Source organism: Haliscomenobacter sp. (assembly GCF_041740695.1).
Taxonomy (GTDB): Bacteria; Bacteroidota; Bacteroidia; order Chitinophagales; family Saprospiraceae; genus Haliscomenobacter.
Map to the genome: position 1 here is coordinate 64,117 of NZ_JBGSLK010000043.1, position 24,491 is coordinate 88,607.

Below are 24,491 nucleotides of genomic sequence, written 5' to 3' on the forward strand. Positions count from 1 at the left end.
AACTCAAAGCTCATGCGCAAACAGTATTTATTTCGGATAACGACAAGTGCCCTGCTGGTTTTACTGCTGGCGCCCGCTTGTCAAAATGGAGACTTTTTGGAGGTAAAACCACAAGGCGTGATCAACGCCAACAATTACTTCCAGACTGCTCAACACGCTACTTGGTCGGTCAATGCTACGTACAATTCCTTGCGGGATTGGAACCTGACTTCATTGCCGTGGTTGGCCATGACGGATATCGTTACCGACGATGCGGTCAAAGGGAGCTTCCCTGCCGATGCACAGCGCCTCACTGCATTTGATGATTTCAGTTGGGACCCCGGTTTCCCTGAAGACATTCGCGCTTCCTGGCGCGGGCATTATCAGGGTATTTTCCGCGCCAATGTGGCCATTGATGGGATTCCCAAGGTGCCAGCGATGGATGAGACCCTGCGCAAAAGATTGATTGGTGAAGCCAAATTTCTCCGCGCCCATTTTTATTTCAATCTGGTGCGCTGGTTTGGTGACTTGCCACTGATCACGCGGCCCTTGACTCAGGATGAGTTTTATACCCAAACCCGGGCAGCAAGTGCAGAAATCTACAAGTTGATTGCCTCTGACCTGACCGAAGCCATTGCCAGTTTGCCGGAAAAATCAGCCTATGCCCCCGAAGATTTGGGGCGGGTGACCAAGGGTGCCGCCCGTGGCTTGTTGGCTAAAGTGTATTTGACCACTAAAGATTATCCGAATGCAGAAAAATATGCACTGGAAGTCATCAATTCCAATGAGTACAAACTGCTGGCGGATTACCCCAAAATTTTCCTGCCCGAAGGTGAAAACTCCAGCGAGTCGGTTTTTGAAGTACAAGCTACCGCGCTGGAAGCATCCTACGCGGGTGCAACGGCTTGGAACATGGTGCAGGGGGTACGGGGCACACCCAATTTGGGTTGGGGCTTCAATTTGCCTTCGGATGACCTGATGAAAGCTTTTGAATTTGGGGATCCGCGCCGCGATGCCACCGCTCTTTTGGTAGGCGAAGCATTGCCTGATGGTTCAGCACTGGTAGAGGACAACCCGCAAATAGAAAACGAGCGCTACAACCAAAAAGCCTGGACTCCGGCACACGCCCTGCTGCAAGACAACGGGCCAAGCAATATCCGCATATTGCGTTATTCCGATGTTTTGCTCATTGCTGCTGAGGCCCTGAATGAAAACGGTAAACCCCAAGAAGCCCTGATCCAACTCAATGCGGTGCGCATCCGGGCTCGCGGCACCCGCAGAAATATCCTGCCCGATGTTACCATCACAGACAAGGATGCCCTGCGCCAAAAAATCTGGCAAGAACGCCGGGTGGAACTGGCCATGGAGCAACAACGTTGGTTTGACCTGGTACGAACTGGGCAAGTTGAAGCGAGAATGAAAGCCGTGGGCAAAAACTTTGTCAAAGGAAAGCACGAATTGTTCCCGATTCCGCAAACGGAGATTGACCTGGCGGGGGGAAATATTGCGCAGAATCAAGGATACTGATTCCTACGATTCAAGGTAAAAGGCCTGACTCCCTTAGGGGCGATAAAAAAATAAATGTTCATTTTGCCAAAGGATTAGATAAGAAAACGGTTCATTTAAAGTGTCTTATCTAATCCTTTGGCTCAAAAAAAATGAACATTTATTTTTGCCCCACTACTTAGAGGAGCCAGGCCTTTTGTTTATGCAGAAAAAGGTACTGAGTCTAAGAACTGTGGGTCTGGTATGCCATATTGAATGATTTGTGGCGTCTGATTGGGGTTGCGAGTCCTGACATCCTTTAGAATAGCCTGATAAAACGCCCTGTAATCGCCTACAAATTTACCCTTATTCCAGTTTTTCAACAATGCATAAGAAAATTCGCTATGTTGCAAATCTTTATTCTCTAGTGCTTTTTGGTTGCTTTTACATGCAGTAAGGGTAATCAAAGAGGCCTCCATTGGCTTCGTCCGCGCACCCCGGGTATTTTTCATCAATTGATCATAGAAGGACTGATTGTTGATATAAGTTTGCATCTTTTTTTCCATTGAGAACAATTCTACCTGACTATTTTCCAGGGAGGCAGATTCGTCTTCTCTACCAATGGTGCCACTATTGCAAGAATCAGAGACAAGCAAGATTCGAACTCCTCTTCTAAATTGGCACCAGGCCGTCCACAATTCATCGTCGAGGAACAAGCCATCGTATAAGCACCAGGCTTCATCCAATTTATCAACTTCCAATCTTTCTTTATCCTGCTCTTGTTTGCCATGTCCAGCATAATACACCACCACTAAATCTCCGGGAAAGGCAGCATTTGCAAGCGAATTTAGTTTATTCTGCACATTGAGGCGGGTAGCCTGAGCTTGAAGCAAAATATGGGGAGTGTTGAATCCGCGCAGAGCGATAATTTCCCCATTTACTTTTTTTACCCCAGCTTCCGCATACCGCAAGGTGCCATACCAGCCCCCATAATGCTGAGCCTTAACTTCATTCAATCCAATAAGGAGTGCGTGCTTTTTTGCCATAATTATTGTTATTTATTTTATTATTCCTTTCAGTTCCGTAAACGGCACAAAAATCTTTAACTCTCCCGCAGCATAAGACCCAATTTCATAAGGCACATAGTTAAAGCAGATGCCTTTTCCCGTGAGGAAAAAATTGCCATTGGGTTCAACTTTGTCTACAAAAAGTATTTCACTCAAGTCTTGAGTGTTGAATTTTTTCTTGGCGCTTTCGGTCAGGGCTTTGGTGAGTACCGTTTCATAGCCAGGTTTAAATACGTCTTCCAAACTGATTTTTTTCTTTTTGACCAAATCAAAACTTGCACAGGCGGAGCCGTAATTGCCATGGGCTCCCCCCGCGTAGCTGTAGTCCATTACCGCGATACTGAGTAGATTATCCTGATTAAAAAGGACTTCCATCGTTTTATCCGCATCGTAATTCAGGTACAGGTCATCCTCTCCTTCTTCCAACATTCCAGCGATTTCTTCGTGGTAATCTTTAAAAAACTGTTGCTGTTCAGCATCAAATGCTTTTTGAGGAGTTTTGTACACCTGTGCCAGAGAATCACCAACCATTTCTTGTAAAAGTGCGTCTTTTAACCAGTTTTCACTAGGGATAAAATACTCATAGCCAAAGTGGCCTTTGGGTGAATCTTTGCGGTCTTTATCGGCTGCTTCAGTTTTTTCGAGGCGCTTTGCGGCGAATTGCTGGGTTCCTTCCGGGAAATTAAGACTGAGTTTAAAAGGGGATTTTTTTCCACTGGAACTGGTGTATTCTCCGCTGTAAACGCCTTTTTCGAGTTTGCCCTTGAAGCTCCCAAAGGGTTCGTCGCCAACGGAATGTTCCGTCAAAATCAGTTGCCCCTGCCCGGTGGAATCGGTGGATGAATAAAAGCCGATGGGCTCTTGTGTGTTTTCGTAGTGGTAATACCCATTGTACCAGGGATTGTCGTCGAAATCAAGGTCTTGAAGCAAGTTCATCCGAATCGGTTCATCACCAATGGTTCCTACAAAATGCAAATAAGCAAAGTCCTTGGAATCAGGCATTTGTTCTGTAGAATTGTCTCCCTTTGGGGTACAGGCAAAAGCTATTGAAGCTACAAACAAAGCAAAAAACAGTTTTTTCATAAATGCCTATTTAGGTGTTTAACAGTTATGCGACCAAAATAAAGGAATAATTGCCTTATTTTTCGGCTTAAAATGTTCAGCAGTTGAATACAAAAAGCCTTTAAGTAGGTTTTTCAACTAAAACAATGCACAATGAGACAAAGAATCACAAGCTTTATGTTGCTCTTGAGTTTGATCATGCTCAATGCATGTTTCAACTTGGCCTCTAAAGAAGAAGAAAGATTTGAAGAGCAACAGGCCATTATTGAAAAGTACCTGAGCGATAAGGGCCTCACCGCTCAAAAAGATCCTTCCGGGATGTACTACATCAATACCCTGGAAGGAACGGGCAAATCCATTCGTTTCGACTCCACGGATTTGGTAACCTTCAATTACCGGGGCTACCTGATTGATGGCACCGAGTTTGACAAATCTGAAGCAGGCAAACCGATTACGGCTTCCTTACGGGGCCTCATTCCGGGCTTTCAGGTAGGTATTGCCAAAATGAAAAAGGGAGGTAAAGCGACCTTTATCATCCCTTCGGATTTGGCCTACGGCTCCAATCCACCGCAGGGTATTCCTTCCAACGCGATCGTTATCTTCGACGTGGAGTTGGTGGGCTTCGGCACGCAAGCTGAAAACGATGACGAAATCATCCGCAAGTACATTGCCGACAATAACTTGATTGCCGAGAAGCACTCTTCGGGCATGTACTACATCATCAATGAGCCGGGCACTGGAGACAACCCAATCTCAAGTTCCGTGGTGACCGTCAAGTACAAAGGCTATTTTACCGACAAAAAGGTATTTGATGAGACCAAAACGGACGCAGTGGCCCAGTTTCCGTTGAGTAACCTAATCGAAGGTTGGAAAATTGGCGTGCCACTGTTGAAAAAAGGGGGCAAGGGGACTTTTCTTTTCCCGTCCAGGTTGGGTTATGGCGCCAATGGTAGCGCTGGTGGGGTGCCTGGAAATACGGTGATCCTTTTTGATATTGAGTTGGTGAGTTTTTAAAATAGAAGCACCATAAGTAGTGGGGCAAAAATAAATGTTCATTTTTCTTGAGCCAAAGGATCAGATAAGACACTTAAAATGAACCGTTTACTTATCTGATCCTTTGGCAAAATAAACACTTATTTTTTATCGCCCACAAGGGCTTAAAATTTCGCCATCTTCAAGGTTGTAAGGTGGCGAAATTTTATTTTTTGCGACATCCTTCTTTATTGCTTTCCAAATAAATTCAAGCTATTTTTTATAAAAGTTGTTACAGCTGAAGTGATTTAAATACTCCTTCAAGAGTCTCAATCTACCCATTATCAGCATTCAAAATCAATCCAAGCATCCATTTATTTCCCCAATCCGTCGAATTCCTACTGTCAGAAATTTGTAAAAATCCTCCTTCTTTCCTATCATTGTGTAACTTTTACACAAAGGGTTCTACATTTTAAAATCTACATCATGCACCCAATTTTTCAGTCCCTCCTGCAACGGACCACTGTATTGCTTACACTATTGCTGTTTGGAGGATTCATTCAGGCGCAAACACCACGGATTCTGGTGTTTAGCAAAACGACGGTTTTCCGTCATACTTCCATCGATCCGGGCAAACCAGCCTTGATTACAATGGGCCAAGCCCAGGGTTTTGCGGTGGATACCACCGAAGACGCCAGCAAATTCAACGAAACCAACCTGAAGCGCTACGCTGCGGTGGTGTTCCTCTGCACCACTGGTGACGTACTCAACGCTCTGCAACAAAACGCCTTTGAACGGTTCATCCAGGCGGGTGGCGGCTATGTGGGCATCCACTCCGCTACCGATACCGAATACGACTGGCCCTGGTATGGCAAACTGGCCGGAGGTTACTTCACCAGCCATCCCAGCACGCCGAGCAACGTACAAAAGGGGATTTTCCACATCGAGGACAAAACGCATCCAAGTACCAACTTCCTGCCCGATCCATGGGAGCGTACCGATGAATTTTACGATTTCCGCGACATCAATCCGAATGTAAAAGTATTGGTGAGCATTGATGAAAAATCGTACTTCGGTGCCAAAATGGGTGTGCCGAAACACCCCATGAGCTGGTACCACGATTACGATGGTGGTCGTGCTTTTTACACCGCGATGGGCCATACCAACGAGAGTTTTTCGGAAGACCTTTTCCTGCGCCACCTCGCTGCGGGTTTAAAATACGCCATTGGCAACAAACCACTGGATTATTCCAAAGCACGCAGCAAAGCGATGCCGGAAGAAAACCGCTTCACCAAAGTGGTTTTGGAAGACAAACTGGAAGAACCGGTTGAATTGACCATGCTCGACAACAATCGCGTGCTGTACATCCAACGCCGGGGTGCAGTGAAAATCTTCGACCCAAAAGTTGGCAAATCCAAAACGATTGCGACCATTCCGGTGAGTACCAAATACCTTCCAGATGCCAAAGGCAATCAGGCGGAAGCTGAAGATGGGCTCCTAGGCATGGCCAAAGACCCCAACTTTGCCCAAAACAACTGGATCTATTTGTACTATTCTCCCCCTGGAACTGATGCCAAAAACATCCTCACCCGCTATGAATTGCGCGGTGAAGAACTGGTTTTAGACTCCAAAAAAGTACTGCTTGAAATCCCGGTTCAGCGTGACCAATGCTGCCACACGGGCGGCTCGATCGCCTTTGACGCCAAGGGCAACCTGTTCTTGTCTACGGGCGACAATACCAATCCTCACGGATCTGATGGCATGAACCCGATCGATGAACGTCCCGGACGTGCACCTTGGGATGCCCAGAAATCTTCGGGTAACACCAACGACCTCCGTGGCAAAATCATCCGCATCAAGCCTCAGCCCGATGGCACTTATACCATTCCTGAAGGCAACTTGTTCCCTCCAGGAACCGCCAAAACCCGCCCGGAAATTTACACCATGGGCCACCGCAACCCTTACCGCATTTCCGTTGACCAAAAAACCGGATATGTGTATTGGGGTGATGTAGGCCCGGATGGCAACAACCCGATGCCCAGTCGTGGGCCACAAGGTTTTGACGAAGTAGGTCAGGCGCGCAAAGCGGGCAACTTCGGTTGGCCTTATTTTATCGGAGACAACAAGCCTTATACCTACTACGATTTTGAGGCCAAAAAATCGGGTGCTGTGTACGACGTCAATGCACCGATCAACAATTCGCCGAACAATACCGGATTGAATACCTTGCCTCCTGCTCAAAAAGCATTTGTGTGGTATCCATACGCTGAGTCCAAAGACTTCCCACTGGTAGGTACAGGTGGCCGCAACGCCATGGCAGGGCCGGTATACTATAAGGATGATTTCAAAACTGCCAAGCGGGCTTTCCCCGATTATTACGACGGCAAATTCCTGGAATACGAGTGGATGCGCGGCTGGATCATGGCCGTGACCATGGATGCCGAAGGCAACTTTGTGTCGATGGAGCGCTTTATGCCCAGCCACAAGTTTAGCAACCCGATCGACATGGAGTTCAACTCCGATGGCGACTTGTACATGCTGGAATACGGCAGTGGCTGGTTTCAGGGCAACGACGACGCTCGCCTGATCCGCATCGAATACAATGGAGGCAACCGCAAACCAGTGATCGAAGTAGCTGCTGACAAACCTGCCGGAGCAAGACCACTCAGCGTGCAATTGTCTTCGGCAGGTACCAAGGATTACGACAGCGACCCGCTGACCTACGAATGGGTGATTGCACCCAAAACAGGTGCGGCCAAACCTTTGACCTTTACCGTTCCCAATCCTAAACTGACCCTGAGCACAGCCGGGGTGTACAACGCAACTTTGACGGTAAAAGACGGTAAAGGTGAAAGTGCTACCCGCTCCTTGGAGCTGATCGTGGGCAACGAGCCACCAAAACTCGATTTCACTTTGACCAAAGGGAACAAGACCTTCTTTTTCCCCAATAAAGACATTGCCTACAAAGTAGCTGTAACCGATAAAGAAGACGGCACTATTGCCAATGGCAAAATTGATCCAGCAGAGGTAGCAGTCAACATCGATTACCTACCCGAAGGTTATGACAAGATCGCCATTGCCCAGGGGCACCGCAGCGCGGATCAATCCACCCGTTTTGCCCGGGCTACCAAACTCATTGACGGAACCGACTGCAAGGGTTGCCACAAATCGGCTGACAAGTCGATCGGGCCAAGCTTCCGCGATATTGCCCTGCGTTACCGTGGTCAGGCTGATGCTGTTGCCACTCTGGCTGGTCGGGTCATCAATGGCAGCAGCGGTGTGTGGGGACAAACGGCCATGGCCGCGCACCCTGCCCTGAGCAAAGACGATGCGGAAGTGATCGTGCGCTACATCATGCGTCATGAAGATGCTTCTGCAGTAGAATTGACTTTGCCAGCAGAAGGTACTTTCAATACGACTGTTCCTTCCCGTGGCGACAAAGGCATCGGCGTATACCTGCTCCGCGCAGCCTACAAAGACCGTGGTGTAAAAGGTATCCCAGCCCTGAGCTCCGAGCAAACCTACGTACTCCGCAACTCGAACGTGGACATGGCTGAAATCGACTACCTGAAGGACATCAACAAGATGAAATTCGGCGGCAATCATTTGGCCATTGCAAGTGGTAGCGGTAGCTACATTGGTTACAAACAAATTGACCTGACGGGGGTAGCAGAAATTGGGTTCCGCCTTTCGGCGCCTGCCCAAATGAATGCTGCAGGAGGCATTGTGGAAATCCGTTTGGATAGTCCTACCGGAACATTAATCGGTAGTTCGAACAAAATTGAACAGAGTGCTCCAAGCGCTGGTTTTGCCCCTCCGCCACCCACACTGGTTGTCATCAAACCAACTACGGGCGTACACGACATTTATTACGTGGCCAAAAACGATCAAGCAGAAGCTGGTCGAGGGCTATTTGTGATCACGGGCTTGATGTACAATGCGGATGTAACGCCAAGTACTGGGGCCAGTAGCGGTGCCGCACCAGCAGCACCAGCCGCTGGGAAATTCGAGCAATACGCCGGAAAATACAAAATGACGGGTTTACCTTTTGAGAGCATCGAAATCAGTGTAAAAGAGGGTAAACTAATGGTTATGGCAGGAACACAAGGCGGGGAATTGACCCCACTGGCCGCCCCTGATAAGTTTGACGCTGGTGGCCAGGCTACTTTTGAATTTGTACGCGATGGCCAAGGGAAAGTGATTTCCATCAAACTTGGTGCAATGGGTTCAAGTTTTGAAGGGCAGAAGATGGTGCCGTAAAGAAAATTGTGCTAACACTTAATGATACGGGCTGGCTCATTTTCGATGGGCCAGCCTTTGTTTTTTGGGGGGCTTGATCTTTTTCGATTTTTGTTTGTTCTTTTTGCGGAAAGCAATTTATTCTTACAATTTATGCAACCTCTATTGACTCCCTACACCTTAGGGAACCTCGAATTAAAAAACCGCGTAGTGATGGCGCCGATGACGCGCAGCCGCACTCCCGATACCGTCCCCAACGCTTTGAATGTATTGTATTACAGCCAAAGAGCCAGTGCGGGATTGATTGTAGCCGAGTCCACTAACATCAACAACTATGGCATCGGCGGTCCCTTTACCCCTGGGATTTTTTCACCAGAACAAGCCGAAGGCTGGAAACAAGTAACCGCAGCCGTACACGAACGTGGCGGCAAAATTTTCCTGCAACTCTGGCACGCTGGCCGGGTAGCCCACCCCGACAACATTGGCGGCGAACAACCCGTGGCACCCTCGCCCATCAAGGCAGACGGCAAAGCTTTTACCGCCGCTGGGTTGAAGGAATATGTTACCCCTCGTGAGTTGAGCATTGCGGAAATTCGCACCATCATTGAAGAATACCGCCAAGCTGCGGTACACGCTAAACTGGCGGGTTTTGACGGGGTTGAGCTCCACGCCGCCTTTGGGTACCTGCCCAATCAATTCCTCAGCGATGCCGCCAATCAACGCCCCGATGAATACGGTGGCAGTGTCGAAAACCGTACCCGTTTTGTGCTGGAAGTATTGGATGCACTCTGCAGCGTATGGGACTCCCAACGGGTAGGCATTCGCATCGCCCCCAGCAATGTGTACAATAGTGTGTTGGATTCCAACCCACCCGCGCTCTACGGCTATTTGGTTGAAAAATTGAATGCACTCAATCTCGCTTACTTGTCGGTGATGGAAGCTTTTGTCAAGGAGCATCCCAACCCATACTTCATCTACGATGTATCCGGACATTTTCGGCCTTTGTACCGTGGGACTTTGATCACCAATGGCGGCATCAACCAGACCAGAGGGAATTTTCTGATTGAATCTGGACAAGCCGATTTGATTGCCTTTGGGCAATTGTTCATTGCCAATCCGGATTTGGTGTCGCGTTTCGCCAATGAAGTCGAGCTGGCAGTGCCAGATCGGAGCACATTTTATGGCGGAGATGAACGGGGGTATACCGACTATGGGGCGATAAAAAAATAAGTGCTCATTTTGCCCCACTACTATGCTTTTTTGTAGTGGATCAATTTTCGCCTTACTAGCTGTAAAAAGTCATTTCAGGCATCAGTTAAAAACTTAACTTTGACAATTAATTTTTTTTAAAATTGTATCATTGCCCTTTCTTCTTACTCTCCCTAGTTATTATCATGTTACCCTACACTCTTGAATAGCCAGATTGCAGCTAAAAAACGCATAATGAATCAAAGAACAGCGCATACTTTCCACATCCCGGTAATGGGACTTTCTTATACGATTGACTCCCCGATCAAGGTAGCTCGATTTGGCATTTCATCCGTAGTTTCAATCATGGAAGATCACCTGACTGAAACGATGCGCATGTATTATTGTCGCGACACCGGTAGGCATTATGAGCCCATTGCCGACAAAGCTCCAGACTACCGCGCTAAAAGAATTACGGCTTATTTGAACCTGATGAACACCATTGTTGCCGAACAAATGCAAAAAATGCGAACAGAAGCATTTGTGGAAGGCAATGAAATAGTGCAATACTTTGAAATGCTTCCTGACGATAGCTCCTTAAAAAAAAGCTATCTGGACATGCTGCAATGCACCGATGAGGAGGAGCGTCTGGCGATCCAGAACTACCTGAGAACCCAATTGGTAGCAGGAAGTATTCTGGTCAATATCATGACCAAGGTTGATGGCGACAAGTGGGACAAACAAGGAAACATCATCCCCAATGGATCAGATGCAGTGACCGCCTTGCGTGGCTACATCGAAAGCGATCTTGATGATTCTTCGATTGTTTTTTCGGCAGGGATGAATCCCCGGCTATACACCTACCTGGAACAGGTTGATGCTTTTGATCCAGATGAGAACTTGCAGTTCCGCAAAAAAATAGTGATCAAAGTGAGTGATTACCGCTCAGCTTTGATTCAAGGCAAGTTTTTGGCCAAAAAAGGGATTTGGGTGAGTGAATTCAGAATTGAATCGGGACTGAACTGCGGAGGGCATGCTTTTGCCAGCGATGGTTTTTTACTGGGGCCAATCCTGGAAGAATTCAAATCAAAACGGCAAGAACTGACCGATGGCATCTTTGAGCTTTACAAAACCGCCATCAATCAAAAACTGGGCAGGGAACTCAGTCAAAGTCCTGCAGTAGACATTACGGTGCAGGGCGGAATAGGCACCTTTCGTGAAGATACTTTTTTACGCACCTATTACGACGTGGCCAGCACGGGTTGGGGAACTCCATTTTTGTTGGTTCCTGAAGCAACAACCGTGGATGAACACACGCTCAACTTGCTGATCAAGGCCAAGGAGCAAGATTTGGTTTTGAGCAATAGTTCCCCCTTGGGCGTGCGGTTTCATTATTTGCGGGGAACCACGGCCGACATCGAGAAACAAACCCGGATCGTCAATGGCAAACCAGGAAGCCCTTGTCCCGAAAAATTGTTGAGGTTTAATACTGAATTCACCAAAGAACCCATTTGTACGGCATCGCGCAAATACCAGAATTTAAAACTGAAGCAGTTAAAAACCATGGAGTTGCCCGAAGCTGAATTCGAGAAGCAACAAACAGTAGTCCTGGAAAAAGAATGTTTGTGCATCGGACTGAGCAATTCGGCTGCACTAGCGCACGGGGTTACGTTTCTGGAAAAATACCAGGCGGTGAACATCTGCCCCGGCCCCAACATCGTAAATTTTTCGGCAGTGGTGTCCTTAAAAACCATGGTGGACCACATCTATGGTCGAGTTGATTTGGTCAACAATCCAAGCCGCCCCCATATGTTTATGGCAGAAATGAAATTGTACATCAACTACCTAAAGGAACAATTGATCAGTAAATACGCTGAACTAGAGGATAGAAAAGTTAGAAACTACTTCCGATCCTTTATTGGCAATTTGTCAGACGCAATCGCTTATTACCAAAATCTGCCCGAGTGTGCGGTCGTAAACCGGCCATGTTTCGATGCGGAATTGGCAAAGGCGGAAGTGGCAGTGGCGGGAATTAAGGAAACTTATTCGTTTGATTGAGTCAAAGCAGGATAAACAGGAGGTGATGGTTTTTTAACAAATTATTAGCATTTTCCTAGGCCGCAATTGTATTGCTAAGTTCGTCTTGAAGGAAAGTAATTTTGCTTTACACCTTTCAAGCTCAGACCTATGATTCCCTTATCAACACTGTACCGAAGAGATGGATACAAAGCTCCGCCCTGGCGCATTGGCTCCCTTTTGCTTATTTATTTTTGCTTGTCCACACAGTTGGTGGCACAAGTGCAGCGTGGACAATTTCACCTGGGGGGGCAGTTCTCCTTTGAAAACAACTTTTACGAGGGCGGAAAAAGTTTTTCAAGCACCATTCAGCCCGAGATAGGGTTGATGCTCTCCAAAAAGTGGAGCATTGGTGTGAGTGCTCCTTTTAACATTCAAGCTTCAACCCAAAATCGACCCTATTATCGACTTGGTGTCGGGCCTTTTGTCCGAAGGTATTTTGATCTTAAATCCGGCTTTTATGCCATTCTGCACTTACAAGCCGAGACACAATTTAACCTTGGGCGCCAAACGGTTCGATCCACACAGTGGGAAGTTCAAGCGACTCCGTCCATTGGTTACTTTTTCAGCCCACGTTTCGCGTTGGAAGCGGGGTTTGGTGGATTTACCTATGTATCCAACCGTTCTCGCAGCAGCGTCCAGGATTCAAAAACCAGCTTTAACCAGTTCCGCATTCAATCTACGCCCGTAGTTGGTTTGCGCTACTATTTCCCCCATTCTTCTCAAGAATAAATCACCCAACAAACAGTAACCCGATATGAAAACCTACCATATCAATCTGCTTTTATTTTTAATCGTAATTCTCCCTGTTTCGTTGACGGCTCAACTCAATCAAGGGCAGACTTTTATCAATGGCAGTTTTTCGGTAAACAACTACAACTCCCGTGTAAATGATTCAGACAAGACCAACAGCAGCAACGACTTTGGTGTATATTTCCGTGGCGGGTATTTGCTTAAGGACCACCTAGCGCTAACCCTGGGACTCAGTATAGGGCAGAGTAAAAATACAGGTTACAATGAGATTTACACCCAGGCTGAAATCAGACCAGATGGGCAAGCTTTGTACACCCGACAAGAAGCTGACACTAAAAACACGTACAACAACTTTGGTTTGTCATTGGGGCTCAATCGTTTTGTTTCTTTAAAAGAAAGGTTGTACTTGGTCTTAGATGGAAACTTTGCGGCTAGCTTTCGATCTGGCAATAATTCACAACAAATTCCCGGGCAAAACGAACAAGTTAGTGAATGGAAACAAAACGATGTTGCACTCAACTTTAGCCCAGGGCTGATTTATTTCTTGAGCCCTCGTTTTGGCTTAAGCGGAACCTTTGGAGGCTTTTATTTGCGGTTTCAACCCAAATCTGATCAAAATTACGCATCTACTCTTTCGGGAGGGTTTTCTACAAGCGGGGTATTGGGTATTGGCTTGAATTACTTTTTCAAATAAGTTTACCAGGTCCAAAGCCAATCCGTTTCCAAGGTTAAATCCAGCTGCTGTGCGTACAAGGTTTCACCTTTTTTATACACCTTGCTGTTTTGGTAGCTGCCTTCCTGGCTATCCCAATAGGTATGGACTTTTTGTTTGTTCAAATCGACGACCCAATATTCGGATACCCCTACGGCAGCATAAAGGTTTCGTTTCACCTTGTTGTCGTAGTTAAACGTGGTATCAGACACTTCGATCAGGAGGAATAAATCTGGACTACGAAGCATCGCATTGACATAGTAGTCTGATCTAAACTTGGCCAAAGCAAGGTCTGGTTCAGGTTGAGTAAATTCACTCGCCATGAAAGCGCATTGGGGGAATACCAGTGCATTTTGGCCTACCTGTTCTACTAAAAAGTGAGTCAATTTGCTCACCATGGCGTTATGTCTTATTCCAATTGGGCTCATGTTGATGATTTCTCCGTTGATCAACTCCACCCCACGCTCAGGCAGTATTCCTGCTTCAGCCATCTTGTTGTACTCGCTTACGGTGAACAATCGCCGCTGTATCTGAACAGACATATTGAATGATTTTGGAACAAGATACAATTTTTTGAGGCTTGGAGTCAAGTGGTACATTTGTTTATCAGCACAAAAATGGGGAATGGGGTGAGCAATTGCAAGGCAGTTTTGTAAGGTTTTGACCAGGGCAAATTGAGCGGATTGACCTGGTAACGATACGATATGAAATAGACTAGATTTGAGGTGAGTTGATTATCAGGCCATTGATTCATTGCCTAATGGTTTTGAGTTAAGAGTTCCGAGTCACTCTAAAAAGCAAAAAAATCTCCCAATCACCAGATAATCAACTCTCCTCAAGTCTAATCATTTAACAACACACAATTAATTCTGCATCATATCTCCACCCTGCATGTTCGTCCGGTTGTTCTTCCGGTTGAACAAGGACATGTCCATTTTTCCAAAACGGTAGGAAAAATTCAGGCGAAGCAACTGCGGGTTCATGATGCGAGACGTTTCTTGCGAAAAGAAATCGGTCAAGGTATAGGAACCAAACTTGCGGGTTCCAAAGATGTCCGAAGCACTCAGGGTCAAAGTCCCTTGATTTTTCAAGATATCCTTGCGGATGGAAGCATCCAGGAACCAGTAATTTTTGGTGTAGCCCTGCGCCGTGTTTTGAGAAGGCGGACCACCACCCTGGAAAGGATCAGTGTTTGTCGCTGGAGTAAAGGAAGCCCGCGAGCGGTATTCCCCGTTGAATTGCAGCGCAAAACCTTTCGGCAATTTGATTTGCACAATTTCCTTCAAAAAGCCACTGGTGCGGTTCACCTTCAAGCCAGTTTCCACATTGCTGGCATCCACCGAAGCCTGGAAAATATTCAGGTTGGTCGTCAGATCCAGCCAGCCAAAGAAGCTGTTTTTTAGGGTAAATTCTGCCCCGGTAGCCGAAGCACTGTTGCTGTTGGCAAAACTGGTGATCACTACCTCTTTATTCAAAACTGCATTGAACTCGGTGAACTGGTAGGAAGCAATCAAATTGCTGGCCTGCTTGTAGTACACCGAGATGAGCAAGTTGTGGTTTTTGGCAAAGATGTTCTGGTACGACAATTCCAGGGAGTTGGTAAACTCTGGAAGCAAAGTTGGGCTACCCCGACGCAGGTTGAGTGAATCGGAGAAGTCAGTAAAAGGCATCGTCTGGAAAAAATTCGGGCGATTGACCCGGCGGGTATACGCCAACTGAATTTGATCCTGATCATTCAACTTCCGCGTCACAAACGCACTGGGAAACAAACTGATCGGGTAGGCAATGCTGAACGAAGAATCGCGGTCGGTCAAAGCACCCCGGTAAAGGCTGCTCTCGGCGCGCAGACCCACCTGGAAGCCCCAGTTTTTGCTCTGCTTGCCGAGTTGCAAATAGCCAGCATACACGTCATCGTCGAACTTGAAGTGGTCGGACAACTGTGGAACTGCCCGCCAAGCATTGAGGTCCACATCAAACACCGAGTTCATGTTGTCGTTGCGGTTGTTGCGCATCACGGCTTTCAGGCCACCTTCGAGTTTGAAGTCTTTTTTGAGCGGGTTTACAAAGTCGGTTTGGATGGTCATGAAGCTACCCTGCCCCAGGCTTTCCTGCATTTCCCGGCTGCTAAAGCCCGAATCGTATTGGGTCAGATAAGCACTGCCACCTTCAAAACGCACCTGGTTGAAGTTGAAATCCGCCGTCCATTCTGCGCCTTTTTTGGGGAAGAGGTGTTTGAACTGGGTGGTCACCCCAAAGTTGCGGAAGCTGCGGTCTTGCTCCGAGCTGCGTACATACTCGCTGGTTACGGTATTGCCGGGGTACAAAAAGTCGGTGGTATTGGTGATGGCGTCATTGGGACTGAATTTCCCACGCACATAACTGCCACTAAAAGTCAGGGTATTGCGGTTGTCCAGCAAGAGGTCTACTCCGGCCCGACCATTGGCGAATATGCCTTTCATCTGGCCTTCAGAAACTTGGGTCAGATTCGAGGCAGGCTCGCCAAAAAAGTTCTCGCGCAGCGTTTCTCCTTCAATTTTGCCCCGGTTGCGCATGGCCATGAGGGAACCAAAAACGTTCACTTTACTGCCCCGGGCATTGATGTCGCCACCAAAGTTGACCCCACCCCGGGTGTCGGTTCCGGCACGCACGCTGCCGTTGTAGCCCAAGCGTTTTTCTTTTTTCAAAACAATGTTCACAATCCCGGCGGTACCACCACCTGCGTCGAATTTGGAGGAAGGGTTGGTGATCACCTCTACACTTTCAATCGCGTCGGCAGCGATTTGGTTCAAAGCGAGCGTTGTGGGGCGGCCATCCACAAAAATTTGGGGCGAGCCGTTGCGCAAACTCACATTTCCATCCAAATCAACGGAAAGGGAAGGTACGTTTTTGAGCGCGTCTTGCGCCGTTCCACCCGCAGTAGTCAAGTCTTTATCGATGCGGTAGGCCTTGCGATCGAGCGCCAGGGTAGCCACCGAAGCTTTATCGGTGATGGTGACTTCGCTCAAGGTTTTGGCTTCCGTTTTTAGTTTGATGTTGCCCAGGTCTTTTTCGCTGGCACCAGCGGCACCCATACCTGGGAATCCACCACCAGGAGCTCCCCCTCCGGGCATGCCAGTAGGGGCTCCAGCAGCGGGCGCTTTAGGGGCAGACATACCGAAGTTGAAACTTTGTTTGGTTTCGGCGAAGCCTAGAAAATTGATGACCAATTCGAAGTCACCAACCATGGGCAGTTTTTCAATGTTGAAATCGCCGTTTTCTTCAGTCAATTGGCCAGCCCACATGGTATCCTTGAGCGCACGAGTAGCCGGGTTAAATGTTTTGCCCAATACTTGTACGGTAGCATAACCGACGCCTTTGCCAGCTTCGTCTACTACTTTACCGTAAACGCGGGCAATGTTCATTTTGGAAGGATCGAAACCTTTGCCAGCAGTGGGCGGGCCACCAGCGGGCAATTGTGCACTGAGTCGGGTGATCAGCGCTAAAAAGAGAACAGTGAGGGTGATTAATTTGTGCATGATGCTGAAATTTTGTGTCGGCATTGCCGTGTCGGTTTATTTTTAAATCCGCTACAAAAATGCTACTTTCATTGCTACTAAAAAGGGAGTCTCGATGAGCAGGAAGAATGTATCGGTGAACCGCCGGGTAGCCTATTTTTTCACCTCGTTTTTTTCTCGACCTTTGTCCCAGATATGAAAACATCCTACGCCATCATCATTCAGGCTGCCGTGTGGATCACGATTTGGGCAGTCTTTTCTTTCACTGGCAATAATGAGGACAAGTTGCCAGGTTTTTACTTGTTGAACACCTTAAGGGTTTTTGGCTTTGTCTTGCTTTTTAATGTGTTCCACCGCCTGATATTGCCTATTTTTTTTGCAGGAAAAAAGATGCTCTTTACCCTTGCGGTGCTGCTTGTACTGGCGGGCAACGTAACCTATTCGGTAGTTATTGACCTCAATTTCGGCATCCCCGCAAAAATCTCTGCTGAAGCCCAAAAAAAAGGGCAACAACCGAGATTGTCCATGAAGTATCTGATCATTCCTCCGATTTTTCTGGGTTTGATGCTTTTTGGCGCAGCAGCTTCCGTAGGCGGGCTGTCGGCCTTTGAAAAGAAGAAAAAAAGTGAGGAAGAAGCCAATCGCCGCCGCCTGGAAGCGGAAATTGCTCTGCTAAAATCCCAAATCAATCCGCATTTTTTGGTCAATACCCTCAATAATCTCTACGTCCTTTCGCTAACTGAACCAGAAAAGACCCCGGACGGCTTGCTGAAGCTTTCGGAAATGGTCAACTACATTTTACACGAATGCGCCAAACCCAAAGTCCCACTCGCCCTGGATATTGAATTCATTAAAAACTACATCGCATTACAACGCCTGCGACTGCCACCAAATGCTCATTTGCAGGTGGATCTGCCTGGTGCTGTGCCGCCTGAAATCGAAATTGAACCCATGATTTTGATTCCTTTTATTGAAAATGCGTTCAAACATGGCTTGACTACCAAGCAAGAATGTGAATTACAGGTGGTGCTGCACTTGCAAGGTAAAAACCTGACGCTGGAGGTCAAAAACCCTGTTTTGCCCCCCAAATTAGCGTACAGCGGCAATCCTTCTGGAATCGGACTGGCCAACACCCAGCAGCGACTGGAACATTCTTATCCAAATCGCTATCATTTGCAGATCGAAAACGACGACCAAACCCACGTAGTTAAACTGGAACTAAACCTCGCGCCATGACCTTCATCGCCCTCGACGACGAACCCCTGGCGCTGGTACTCATTGAAAAATACGCCCGGGATGTACCGGAGTGGAAACTGCTCACCACTTTCACCGACGCGGCCGCAGCGGGCGAATATCTACAAAACAACACGGTCGACCTACTTTTGACCGACATCAACATGCCCGACATCAGTGGGCTGCAATTTGTGCAAGCGCTGCCAGATGAACGGCCCATGATCATCTTTGTGACCGCATACAAGGAATTCGCCCACGAGGGTTTCAACCTAGATGTGGTGGATTATCTGGTCAAACCCGTTGCGCCAGAACGGTTCAAAAAAGCCTTACAGAAAGCGGCTGATCTCTTGGAATTGCGACGTAAAGCTGAGGCCGCTAGCGCCTCCTCTCCTACTCCTCTGGAGGATCACATTTTTGTGTTTTCGGAGTACCAAAAGGTTAAAATTTTGCTCAAAGACGTGTTGTACCTGGAGAGTATGGGGGATTATGTGAAGATTTATTTGGAATCACAGCCCAGGCCAATTTTGACTTTGGAGCGTTTGAAAAATTTGGCGGAGCGGCTGCATGGGCAGGGTTTTAGAAGGATTCATCGCTCGGTAGTGGTGAATGTGGAGAAGCTCGAAGTGGTGCAAAAATCGCGGGTCAAAGTGGGCGGAACTTGGCTGGCGGTTGGGGAGACGTATTTGGGGGAATTGGAGTGAAACCTCGCCACTCATGCACTCGGAACTCGTCATTCTCCCTTTCACTTCTAAACTCGTAAGTCATGTACTCTGAACTCGTCACTCAGATAAAGTTTTTTTTGAGTGCCGAGTTCAGAGTACATGACTTACGAGTTTAGAAGTGAGGGAAGAGTTCAGAGTACATGACTTACGAGTTTAGAAGTGAAGGACGAATTTTGAAGTCGTTTACGCAAAAATGCCGCCTCTTAACCCGACAATCAAGCCATTTTCTACCCGTTCTGACCAGGGCAAATTCAGGTTATTGGGCATTTTTTACGCTATTTGACCTTTTTTCTACGCGTAGAGATTACCAAAAGTTACTATATTTCCCACTACAATGAGTGTCCCAATTATGTAGTAAATAAAATATTCGTCAAGCTTAATCCCTTAGTTATGATAAAGGCAATCCTTGTTATCGTCGCTTGCATTTCTATTCTTCAAGTAGTACGCTTTGGTTGGAGCAGGCTGGCCTATAATTTTTTCTCACTTTTACTGATTTTTCTAATCTTTGGGCGGATTGCGTGCGAAAAGGTTCTGTGTCTCTGGTATTTACCGAAATATTTAATCTCACTCGTTTTTACAAAAATAAAATGCCCCGCCTGTGCTGGGTACGAACCCGATTGGAGTTTAAGAGGAGGTATTGATGAAGCTGGTTTGCACAATCCTTTCAAACGCATCCCGCAATGATCATTGGTAGGCTGCGATACCGGGGGCTTGTTCCACATAGTTATGGGGCGGAGTTTATCCGGGGGGTGGAGTTTTAGGAATAGTCAACTTTTCCCTTACGAGAAAGGTAGAGATTAACACTGGTACCAAAAAGCTTTTATTTTGTGAAAGCAAAAACTCAATTATAACAATTGAACGTACAGCATTGTTCCTATTATAAACACACCAACTATGAGCCAAGCTGCACGCAATGTCCTGGGCAATCCGCTCCAGCCATGTAGTCTCGATCCCCTGACGGGCTTTCACCGCGATGGCTGCTGCAACAGCGGCCCGGAAGACTCCGGTCGCCACCTCGTCTGCGCCACAATGACCTCAGCCTTTCTGGCTTATTCGCTTAGCCAGGGTAATGACCTCATTACGCCCCAGCCGCAGTGGCACTTTCCCGGGCTAAAAGCAGGCGACCGCTGGTGCCTCTGCGTGCTGCGCTGGAAGGAGGCTTACGAGGCTGGGGTTGCTCCACCCGTGGTGTTGGAGGCTACGCACGAATCCGCCCTGCGCCATGTGGCTTTGGCCGACTTACAAGCTATTTTGCAATAGTGCGACTGAATAAATTAAAACAAAAAATTGCCTTGACTTTGATTCAAAATTTTTCGTAAAAATGAAGATCAACCTAAAAGCGATCCTCTTCACATTTACCCTATCCATTCACACAAACCTCCCCGGCCAAAACCTCTCTTTTTTTGCTGGCCTCAATGGAACCGTCCTCCACGATTACCATTCCTTTGAGGGACATTACCGTTCTGATTATCAGTCAGGCTTGGGTTATAGCCTGGGCATTGGTCTTGACCGCATCAAGTGGTTTTGGAGGAATATTCCTTTCAACTTTAAATTCGAGCGCTATGGTGCTCAATTGTCTGCTGGCGATGGAGGCTTAGGTGGAGGCTACTCGGTAGATGCCCGGGTGGACAAATCGATCCTCACCTTGGGGATTTACCCCTTGAATTTTCGCATCAAACAAAATTTCAAATTGAGCATAGGTACGGAAATGGCCTACTTGTTGGCCGAGCAATTGCAGGGAAAATACGGCAGCTGGATAGGTGGACAAACACCTCGAGAGACTACTCTAGTGGAAAAATACCCCCATTACAGTCGCAAGACTTACCTGGGTTTGGGTGCAAACCTGAGTTACGACTGGTCCATCTCTCCATCACTGGTGGTTGCACCTTATTACACTTATTATTTTGGTTTGTCCAATGAATTCAGGGAGTTTCCGAACATTACGAAGGCAATGCGGCACACGGTTGGTTTGGCGTTGAGGAAGCGATGATTTCTCATATCAAAACTCGCAATTCTACCTTTACTTCAAAACTCGTAAGTCATGTATTCGGAACTCGGAACTCAAAAAAAATTAACTGAGTGACGAGTTCCGAATACATGACTTACGAGTTTTGAAGTGGAAGGACGAGCGGACGAATTTAGAATTATGAAGTACTTACAAACTCCCCCTCCGCACCAAATAAAACGGATTTTTCACCTTCTCCTTCCTCCCTTCCAACAACAACTGTGCCGCAGTCTTCCCCATCGCCTCAAAATCCGTCGTAATCACCGTAATGTCCAGCACCTCCTTCAGGGTCGTATCATTAAAAGAAATCAGCCCGATGTTTTGCCCCAATGTCAAGTCCGTTTGCCGGATTTTTTTGATCAATTCCGCCAGGTCGGTTTCTTCGATCACACAATACACCGCACCCGCCTGGATGGATTCCTCCGTGGCTGTTTCAATAATGCGGTAGGTCTTTTGGTAGTTGACGCAATAGTTGTGAAAGCCGCGGGCAATTTCGGTGGGATAGTTGCCGTCGCTGGGCATCACCAGTACCATTTCCTGGTATTTTTGCAGCAGTTCATTGGCGGAGAGCAGGGCATTAAAAATGTCGCGTTGGAAATCCTGGAAAACCGCGCTGTGCTTGGTCGGTAGGTTAGGATAATCTTTGTCCAAAAAAAACAATTCCTCGGCGGGGATAGTCTGCATCACCGCTTCAAGGTTCACCTTGTCCAGGTCGTGCACAAAGTGGGGCATCACCACGTAGTAGTTGTATTTGCCCAGGTTGCGCTCGATGATGTCGGCAAACAATTTGGCGTTGTAATGGTGTACCTGGAGGTCTACTTGTGCCCGTTCGCCCAGCTCTTGCAGGAAGGAGTAATAAATGAGTCGCTTGTAGGAGCTGAGTTTGTTAAAAATGAGCAGGATGCGCAGCTTGCCATCGTTTCCCCCCGATACGTAATAGCCCTTGCCTTGCACCGAGACAATGAATCCCCGTTCCCGTAGTTCGCGGTAGGCCTTTTCTACGGTATCCCGGGCCAAATCGTAGTGGGCACTCATCTCACTGATCGAAGGCAGTTGATCGTTTTTTTTCAACAATCCCCTTTCAATATCCGTGATGATGGACTCTACGATCTGCTTGTATTTGGGCGTTTTGGACTTGTGATTGAGATGGAGGTGGTACATGTTTTAGCTATCAGCTATGAGCAGTCAGCCATCAGCTATCAGCAGTCAGTTATCAGCCAGTTGGTGGGAAACGAACAAATTCGGATACAGCACCACCTGGCTCATAGCTCATTGCTGATAGCTGACTGCTTATCGTGTAAACGCCATCGCCACACCCCCGTCCACGTTCAACATATTCCCGGTGGATTTGGAGAGGCTGCCATCTACAAAAACGAGGACAGCTTTGGCAATGTCTTCTGGTAAAATTTCTTCGTTGAGCAGGGTGCGCGCTGCGTACATTTTGGGCAGGTCTTCGACAGCGATGCCGTAGGCTTTGGCGCGGCCTTCCGCCCAGTCGCCTTCCCAAATTTTGCTGCCGCGCAGTACTGCATCAGGGTTTATGGAATTCACCCGGATTTTGTCTTTACCCAATTCAGCGGCCAACAAGCGACTCATGTGCAACTGAGCTGCTTTGGCAGAACCATAAGCCACGTTGTTCGGTCCGGCGAAGAGGCCATTTTTGCTAGCAATGTTCACAATGTCGCCATCCAGGCCTTGGGCGCGCATGATGGCTACTGCCTGTTGGCTCACCAGGAATTGCCCCTTGACCAGTACATCTTGCAGGATGTCCCAATCCTTGATTTCGGTGCTTTCCAGCGGTTTGGAGATCGACAAGCCAGCACAGTTCACAATGATGTCTACCCCACCGAAGGCCAGGATGGTCTTTTGCAACGAATCGGCAATGGCGTCCGGTTTAGTCACATCGATGGCTACAGCCACGGCCGCATCTTTACCGTATTTTTTCTTGAGTTCAGTCTCTGTTTCTTCCAGCCGATCGCGGTCAGCAACCACGGCCACTACCCCTTGCTGGATGAGGATTTCGGCAATGGCTTTGCCGATACCGCCAGTACCACCGGTGATGTAGGCAATTTTGGCCGAAAGCGCCTTGGGCTTGGGCATCCGCTGGAGTTTGGCTTCTTCGAGCAACCAGTATTCGATGTTGAAAGCTTCCTGTTCGGCCAGCCCCACGTATTTGGATACCGCTTCGGCACCCTTCATCACATTGATGGCGTTGGTATAAAACTCGGCGGCTACCCGGGCAGTTTGTTTGTCTTTGGCAAAAGTGAACAGGCCTACGCCGGGGTACAAAATCACCACCGGATTGGGGTCGCGCATGGCGGGGCTATTCGGGTGCTTGCAGCGCTCGTAGTAGGCAGCATAATCGGCGCGGTAGGCTTCAAATTGCTGGAGGATGTGCGCTTTCAAATCTGTGGTCTCAGCTGGAACATCCAGTACCAGCGGGCGGATTTTGGTGCGCAAAAAGTGATCGGGGCAACTGGTGCCCAGCGGAGCCAACACCGCCAAATCATTGGAATTGATGAACTCCAACACCCGTGGGTCATCGGTAAAATGGCCCACCATGCGGCGATAGCTGGAAGCCAGCCCGCGCAGGGTTGGCATCACCGCAGCGGCTTTTTCGGCGCGATCAGCTGGAGCGTAAGCCTCCCGCATGGCACCACCAAATACTGGGCGATTTTTGCCGTAATTTTTTTCCAAATACAAGGAAGCAGCTTCGATCACTTCCAGGGTATTGATGTAAGACTCATAGGCGGTGTCACCCCAGGTAAACAAACCATGTCCACCCAAGATCAACCCGCGCAAGTTTGGATTGGCTTTGATTGCTGCTTCCAGTTGCAGACCGAGGTCAAAACCGGGGCGCTGCCAGGGAATCCAGGTCATGGTATCGCCCCAGATTTCGTGCATGATGGCTTCTCCGTCTTTGCTAGCCGCCAGGGCGATCAGGGCATCGGGGTGCAGGTGGTCGATGTGTTTGTAGGGCAAAAGTCCGTGTAAAGGTGTATCGATGGAAGGGGTAGCACATTTTGGATCAAAAAGGCAATAGTTGAACAAGTCCACCATTTCATCTTCAAACTCCAGGCCCCGGTAGCGGCGCTTGAGGGTATGCAACTTGTCGACGTAGAGGTTGGCGCAGCCAGCTTTGGTCAAGGTACCAATGTCGCCGCCCGAACCTTTGACCCACATCACTTCAACTTTTTCGCCGGTGAGGGGATCGGTTTCGTCAATTTTGACTGAAGTGTTTCCACCCGCATAATTGGTGAGGCGCAGGTCGGCTCCCAGCAGGTTGGAGCGGTAAATGAACAGGTCGACCTCATTTCCGGCTAAGGATGCAGCGTGTGCTTCGTCCCAGAGGTAGCTTACGTGTTTGAATGTAGTGGTGGACATCTCTTGCTTTTGTTTGTAATGAGCTTTGTACGACAAAGGTAAACAAAAGGGCAATAGTGGCCTTCCTGAACTCTCCTGTGAAAGAGTAAATGCGTTCGCATCAATGCTAAGGTGTGTCTT

At 47.9% G+C, this 24,491-nt stretch carries 19 protein-coding genes; 12 read left to right on the plus strand and 7 right to left on the minus strand.

Translation table 11 applies throughout. From position 1 onward, the window contains the following. Positions 1 to 12 precede the first annotated feature (12 nt). On the plus strand, positions 13 to 1,506 hold the full coding sequence (locus tag ACEW9O_RS09195; protein WP_373549857.1) for a RagB/SusD family nutrient uptake outer membrane protein: 1,494 nt from the start codon (positions 13 to 15) through the stop codon (positions 1,504 to 1,506). Between the two features lie 179 nt (positions 1,507 to 1,685). Here the strand turns inward: ACEW9O_RS09195 and ACEW9O_RS09200 are convergent, their stop codons facing one another. Continuing rightward, on the minus strand, positions 1,686 to 2,510 hold the full coding sequence (locus tag ACEW9O_RS09200) for a caspase domain-containing protein (protein WP_373549858.1): 825 nt from the start codon (positions 2,508 to 2,510) through the stop codon (positions 1,686 to 1,688). Positions 2,511 to 2,522: 12 nt separating this feature from the next. Next, entirely contained in the window at positions 2,523 to 3,614 is a 1,092-nt protein-coding gene (locus ACEW9O_RS09205; RefSeq protein WP_373549859.1) for a DUF3298 domain-containing protein, read from the minus strand. A gap of 132 nt (positions 3,615 to 3,746) precedes the next feature. On the opposite strand from ACEW9O_RS09205, the gene ACEW9O_RS09210 reads away from it, so the two are divergent. The 6 genes from ACEW9O_RS09210 (at position 3,747) to ACEW9O_RS09235 (ending at position 13,515) form a co-directional block, all read left to right on the plus strand. After that, positions 3,747 to 4,607, plus strand: coding sequence for an FKBP-type peptidyl-prolyl cis-trans isomerase (locus ACEW9O_RS09210; RefSeq protein WP_373549860.1), 861 nt, complete (start codon positions 3,747 to 3,749; stop codon positions 4,605 to 4,607). Between the two features lie 444 nt (positions 4,608 to 5,051). Next, a complete protein-coding gene (locus tag ACEW9O_RS09215) occupies positions 5,052 to 8,825 on the plus strand; it encodes a ThuA domain-containing protein (RefSeq protein ID WP_373549861.1) in 3,774 nt (1,257 codons plus the stop codon). A 132-nt stretch (positions 8,826 to 8,957) separates the two neighbouring features. Then, positions 8,958 to 10,034, plus strand: coding sequence for an alkene reductase (locus ACEW9O_RS09220; RefSeq protein WP_373549862.1), 1,077 nt, complete (start codon positions 8,958 to 8,960; stop codon positions 10,032 to 10,034). A gap of 213 nt (positions 10,035 to 10,247) precedes the next feature. Continuing rightward, entirely contained in the window at positions 10,248 to 12,050 is a 1,803-nt protein-coding gene (locus ACEW9O_RS09225; protein WP_373549863.1) for a hypothetical protein, read from the plus strand. Between the two features lie 129 nt (positions 12,051 to 12,179). Further along, the gene (locus tag ACEW9O_RS09230; protein WP_373549864.1) at positions 12,180 to 12,800 is read left to right on the plus strand and encodes a hypothetical protein; all 621 of its coding nucleotides are present in this window, start codon (positions 12,180 to 12,182) and stop codon (positions 12,798 to 12,800) included. A 25-nt stretch (positions 12,801 to 12,825) separates the two neighbouring features. Next, the gene (locus tag ACEW9O_RS09235; RefSeq protein WP_373549865.1) at positions 12,826 to 13,515 is read left to right on the plus strand and encodes an outer membrane beta-barrel protein; all 690 of its coding nucleotides are present in this window, start codon (positions 12,826 to 12,828) and stop codon (positions 13,513 to 13,515) included. 2 nt (positions 13,516 to 13,517) lie between these two features. Here ACEW9O_RS09235 and ACEW9O_RS09240 read toward each other — a convergent pair whose 3' ends face one another. The 3 genes from ACEW9O_RS09240 to ACEW9O_RS09250 all read right to left on the minus strand — a co-directional run bounded on the left by ACEW9O_RS09240 (position 13,518) and on the right by ACEW9O_RS09250 (position 17,048). Further along, complete coding sequence (locus tag ACEW9O_RS09240) at positions 13,518 to 14,075, minus strand: Uma2 family endonuclease (RefSeq protein ID WP_373549866.1); 558 nt, start codon at positions 14,073 to 14,075, stop codon at positions 13,518 to 13,520. 44 nt (positions 14,076 to 14,119) lie between these two features. Further along, the gene (locus ACEW9O_RS09245; RefSeq protein ID WP_373549867.1) at positions 14,120 to 14,287 is read right to left on the minus strand and encodes a hypothetical protein; all 168 of its coding nucleotides are present in this window, start codon (positions 14,285 to 14,287) and stop codon (positions 14,120 to 14,122) included. Between the two features lie 109 nt (positions 14,288 to 14,396). Next, positions 14,397 to 17,048 carry an outer membrane beta-barrel protein gene (locus ACEW9O_RS09250; RefSeq protein ID WP_373549868.1) on the minus strand — a complete coding sequence of 884 codons (2,652 nt, stop codon included), beginning with the start codon at positions 17,046 to 17,048 and terminating at the stop codon, positions 14,397 to 14,399. Positions 17,049 to 17,222: 174 nt separating this feature from the next. Between ACEW9O_RS09250 and ACEW9O_RS09255 the strand changes: the two genes are divergently transcribed. The 5 genes from ACEW9O_RS09255 (at position 17,223) to ACEW9O_RS09275 (ending at position 20,972) form a co-directional block, all read left to right on the plus strand. Further along, complete coding sequence (locus tag ACEW9O_RS09255) at positions 17,223 to 18,263, plus strand: sensor histidine kinase (protein WP_373549869.1); 1,041 nt, start codon at positions 17,223 to 17,225, stop codon at positions 18,261 to 18,263. Then, positions 18,260 to 18,961 carry a LytR/AlgR family response regulator transcription factor gene (locus ACEW9O_RS09260; RefSeq protein ID WP_373549870.1) on the plus strand — a complete coding sequence of 234 codons (702 nt, stop codon included), beginning with the start codon at positions 18,260 to 18,262 and terminating at the stop codon, positions 18,959 to 18,961. The genes ACEW9O_RS09255 and ACEW9O_RS09260 overlap by 4 nt, the downstream gene beginning before the upstream one ends. 411 nt (positions 18,962 to 19,372) lie before the next feature. Continuing rightward, complete coding sequence (locus tag ACEW9O_RS09265; protein WP_373549871.1) at positions 19,373 to 19,666, plus strand: hypothetical protein; 294 nt, start codon at positions 19,373 to 19,375, stop codon at positions 19,664 to 19,666. Positions 19,667 to 19,876: 210 nt separating this feature from the next. Next, the gene (locus ACEW9O_RS09270) at positions 19,877 to 20,242 is read left to right on the plus strand and encodes a DUF2237 family protein (RefSeq protein WP_373549872.1); all 366 of its coding nucleotides are present in this window, start codon (positions 19,877 to 19,879) and stop codon (positions 20,240 to 20,242) included. Between the two features lie 61 nt (positions 20,243 to 20,303). Next, positions 20,304 to 20,972, plus strand: a complete 669-nt coding sequence (locus tag ACEW9O_RS09275) for a hypothetical protein (protein ID WP_373549873.1) — start codon at positions 20,304 to 20,306, stop codon at positions 20,970 to 20,972. A gap of 165 nt (positions 20,973 to 21,137) precedes the next feature. Here ACEW9O_RS09275 and ACEW9O_RS09280 read toward each other — a convergent pair whose 3' ends face one another. Further along, the gene (locus tag ACEW9O_RS09280) at positions 21,138 to 22,148 is read right to left on the minus strand and encodes a GntR family transcriptional regulator (RefSeq protein ID WP_373549874.1); all 1,011 of its coding nucleotides are present in this window, start codon (positions 22,146 to 22,148) and stop codon (positions 21,138 to 21,140) included. Positions 22,149 to 22,277: 129 nt separating this feature from the next. Next, positions 22,278 to 24,371, minus strand: a complete 2,094-nt coding sequence (locus ACEW9O_RS09285; RefSeq protein ID WP_373549875.1) for a bifunctional aldolase/short-chain dehydrogenase — start codon at positions 24,369 to 24,371, stop codon at positions 22,278 to 22,280. Positions 24,372 to 24,491 lie beyond the last annotated feature (120 nt).

Excerpts from the sequence above, each read along its gene's own strand:
- ACEW9O_RS09195 (WP_373549857.1), top strand. The coding sequence starts at position 13 with ATGCGCAAACAGTATTTATTTCGGATAACGACAAGTGCCCTGCTGGTT.
- ACEW9O_RS09200 (WP_373549858.1), bottom strand. The coding sequence starts at position 2,510 with ATGGCAAAAAAGCACGCACTCCTTATTGGATTGAATGAAGTTAAGGCT.
- ACEW9O_RS09205 (WP_373549859.1), bottom strand. The coding sequence starts at position 3,614 with ATGAAAAAACTGTTTTTTGCTTTGTTTGTAGCTTCAATAGCTTTTGCC.
- ACEW9O_RS09210 (WP_373549860.1), top strand. The coding sequence starts at position 3,747 with ATGAGACAAAGAATCACAAGCTTTATGTTGCTCTTGAGTTTGATCATG.
- ACEW9O_RS09215 (WP_373549861.1), top strand. The coding sequence starts at position 5,052 with ATGCACCCAATTTTTCAGTCCCTCCTGCAACGGACCACTGTATTGCTT.
- ACEW9O_RS09220 (WP_373549862.1), top strand. The coding sequence starts at position 8,958 with ATGCAACCTCTATTGACTCCCTACACCTTAGGGAACCTCGAATTAAAA.
- ACEW9O_RS09225 (WP_373549863.1), top strand. The coding sequence starts at position 10,248 with ATGAATCAAAGAACAGCGCATACTTTCCACATCCCGGTAATGGGACTT.
- ACEW9O_RS09230 (WP_373549864.1), top strand. The coding sequence starts at position 12,180 with ATGATTCCCTTATCAACACTGTACCGAAGAGATGGATACAAAGCTCCG.
- ACEW9O_RS09235 (WP_373549865.1), top strand. The coding sequence starts at position 12,826 with ATGAAAACCTACCATATCAATCTGCTTTTATTTTTAATCGTAATTCTC.
- ACEW9O_RS09240 (WP_373549866.1), bottom strand. The coding sequence starts at position 14,075 with ATGTCTGTTCAGATACAGCGGCGATTGTTCACCGTAAGCGAGTACAAC.
- ACEW9O_RS09245 (WP_373549867.1), bottom strand. The coding sequence starts at position 14,287 with ATGAATCAATGGCCTGATAATCAACTCACCTCAAATCTAGTCTATTTC.
- ACEW9O_RS09250 (WP_373549868.1), bottom strand. The coding sequence starts at position 17,048 with ATGCACAAATTAATCACCCTCACTGTTCTCTTTTTAGCGCTGATCACC.
- ACEW9O_RS09255 (WP_373549869.1), top strand. The coding sequence starts at position 17,223 with ATGAAAACATCCTACGCCATCATCATTCAGGCTGCCGTGTGGATCACG.
- ACEW9O_RS09260 (WP_373549870.1), top strand. The coding sequence starts at position 18,260 with ATGACCTTCATCGCCCTCGACGACGAACCCCTGGCGCTGGTACTCATT.
- ACEW9O_RS09265 (WP_373549871.1), top strand. The coding sequence starts at position 19,373 with ATGATAAAGGCAATCCTTGTTATCGTCGCTTGCATTTCTATTCTTCAA.
- ACEW9O_RS09270 (WP_373549872.1), top strand. The coding sequence starts at position 19,877 with ATGAGCCAAGCTGCACGCAATGTCCTGGGCAATCCGCTCCAGCCATGT.
- ACEW9O_RS09275 (WP_373549873.1), top strand. The coding sequence starts at position 20,304 with ATGAAGATCAACCTAAAAGCGATCCTCTTCACATTTACCCTATCCATT.
- ACEW9O_RS09280 (WP_373549874.1), bottom strand. The coding sequence starts at position 22,148 with ATGTACCACCTCCATCTCAATCACAAGTCCAAAACGCCCAAATACAAG.
- ACEW9O_RS09285 (WP_373549875.1), bottom strand. The coding sequence starts at position 24,371 with ATGTCCACCACTACATTCAAACACGTAAGCTACCTCTGGGACGAAGCA.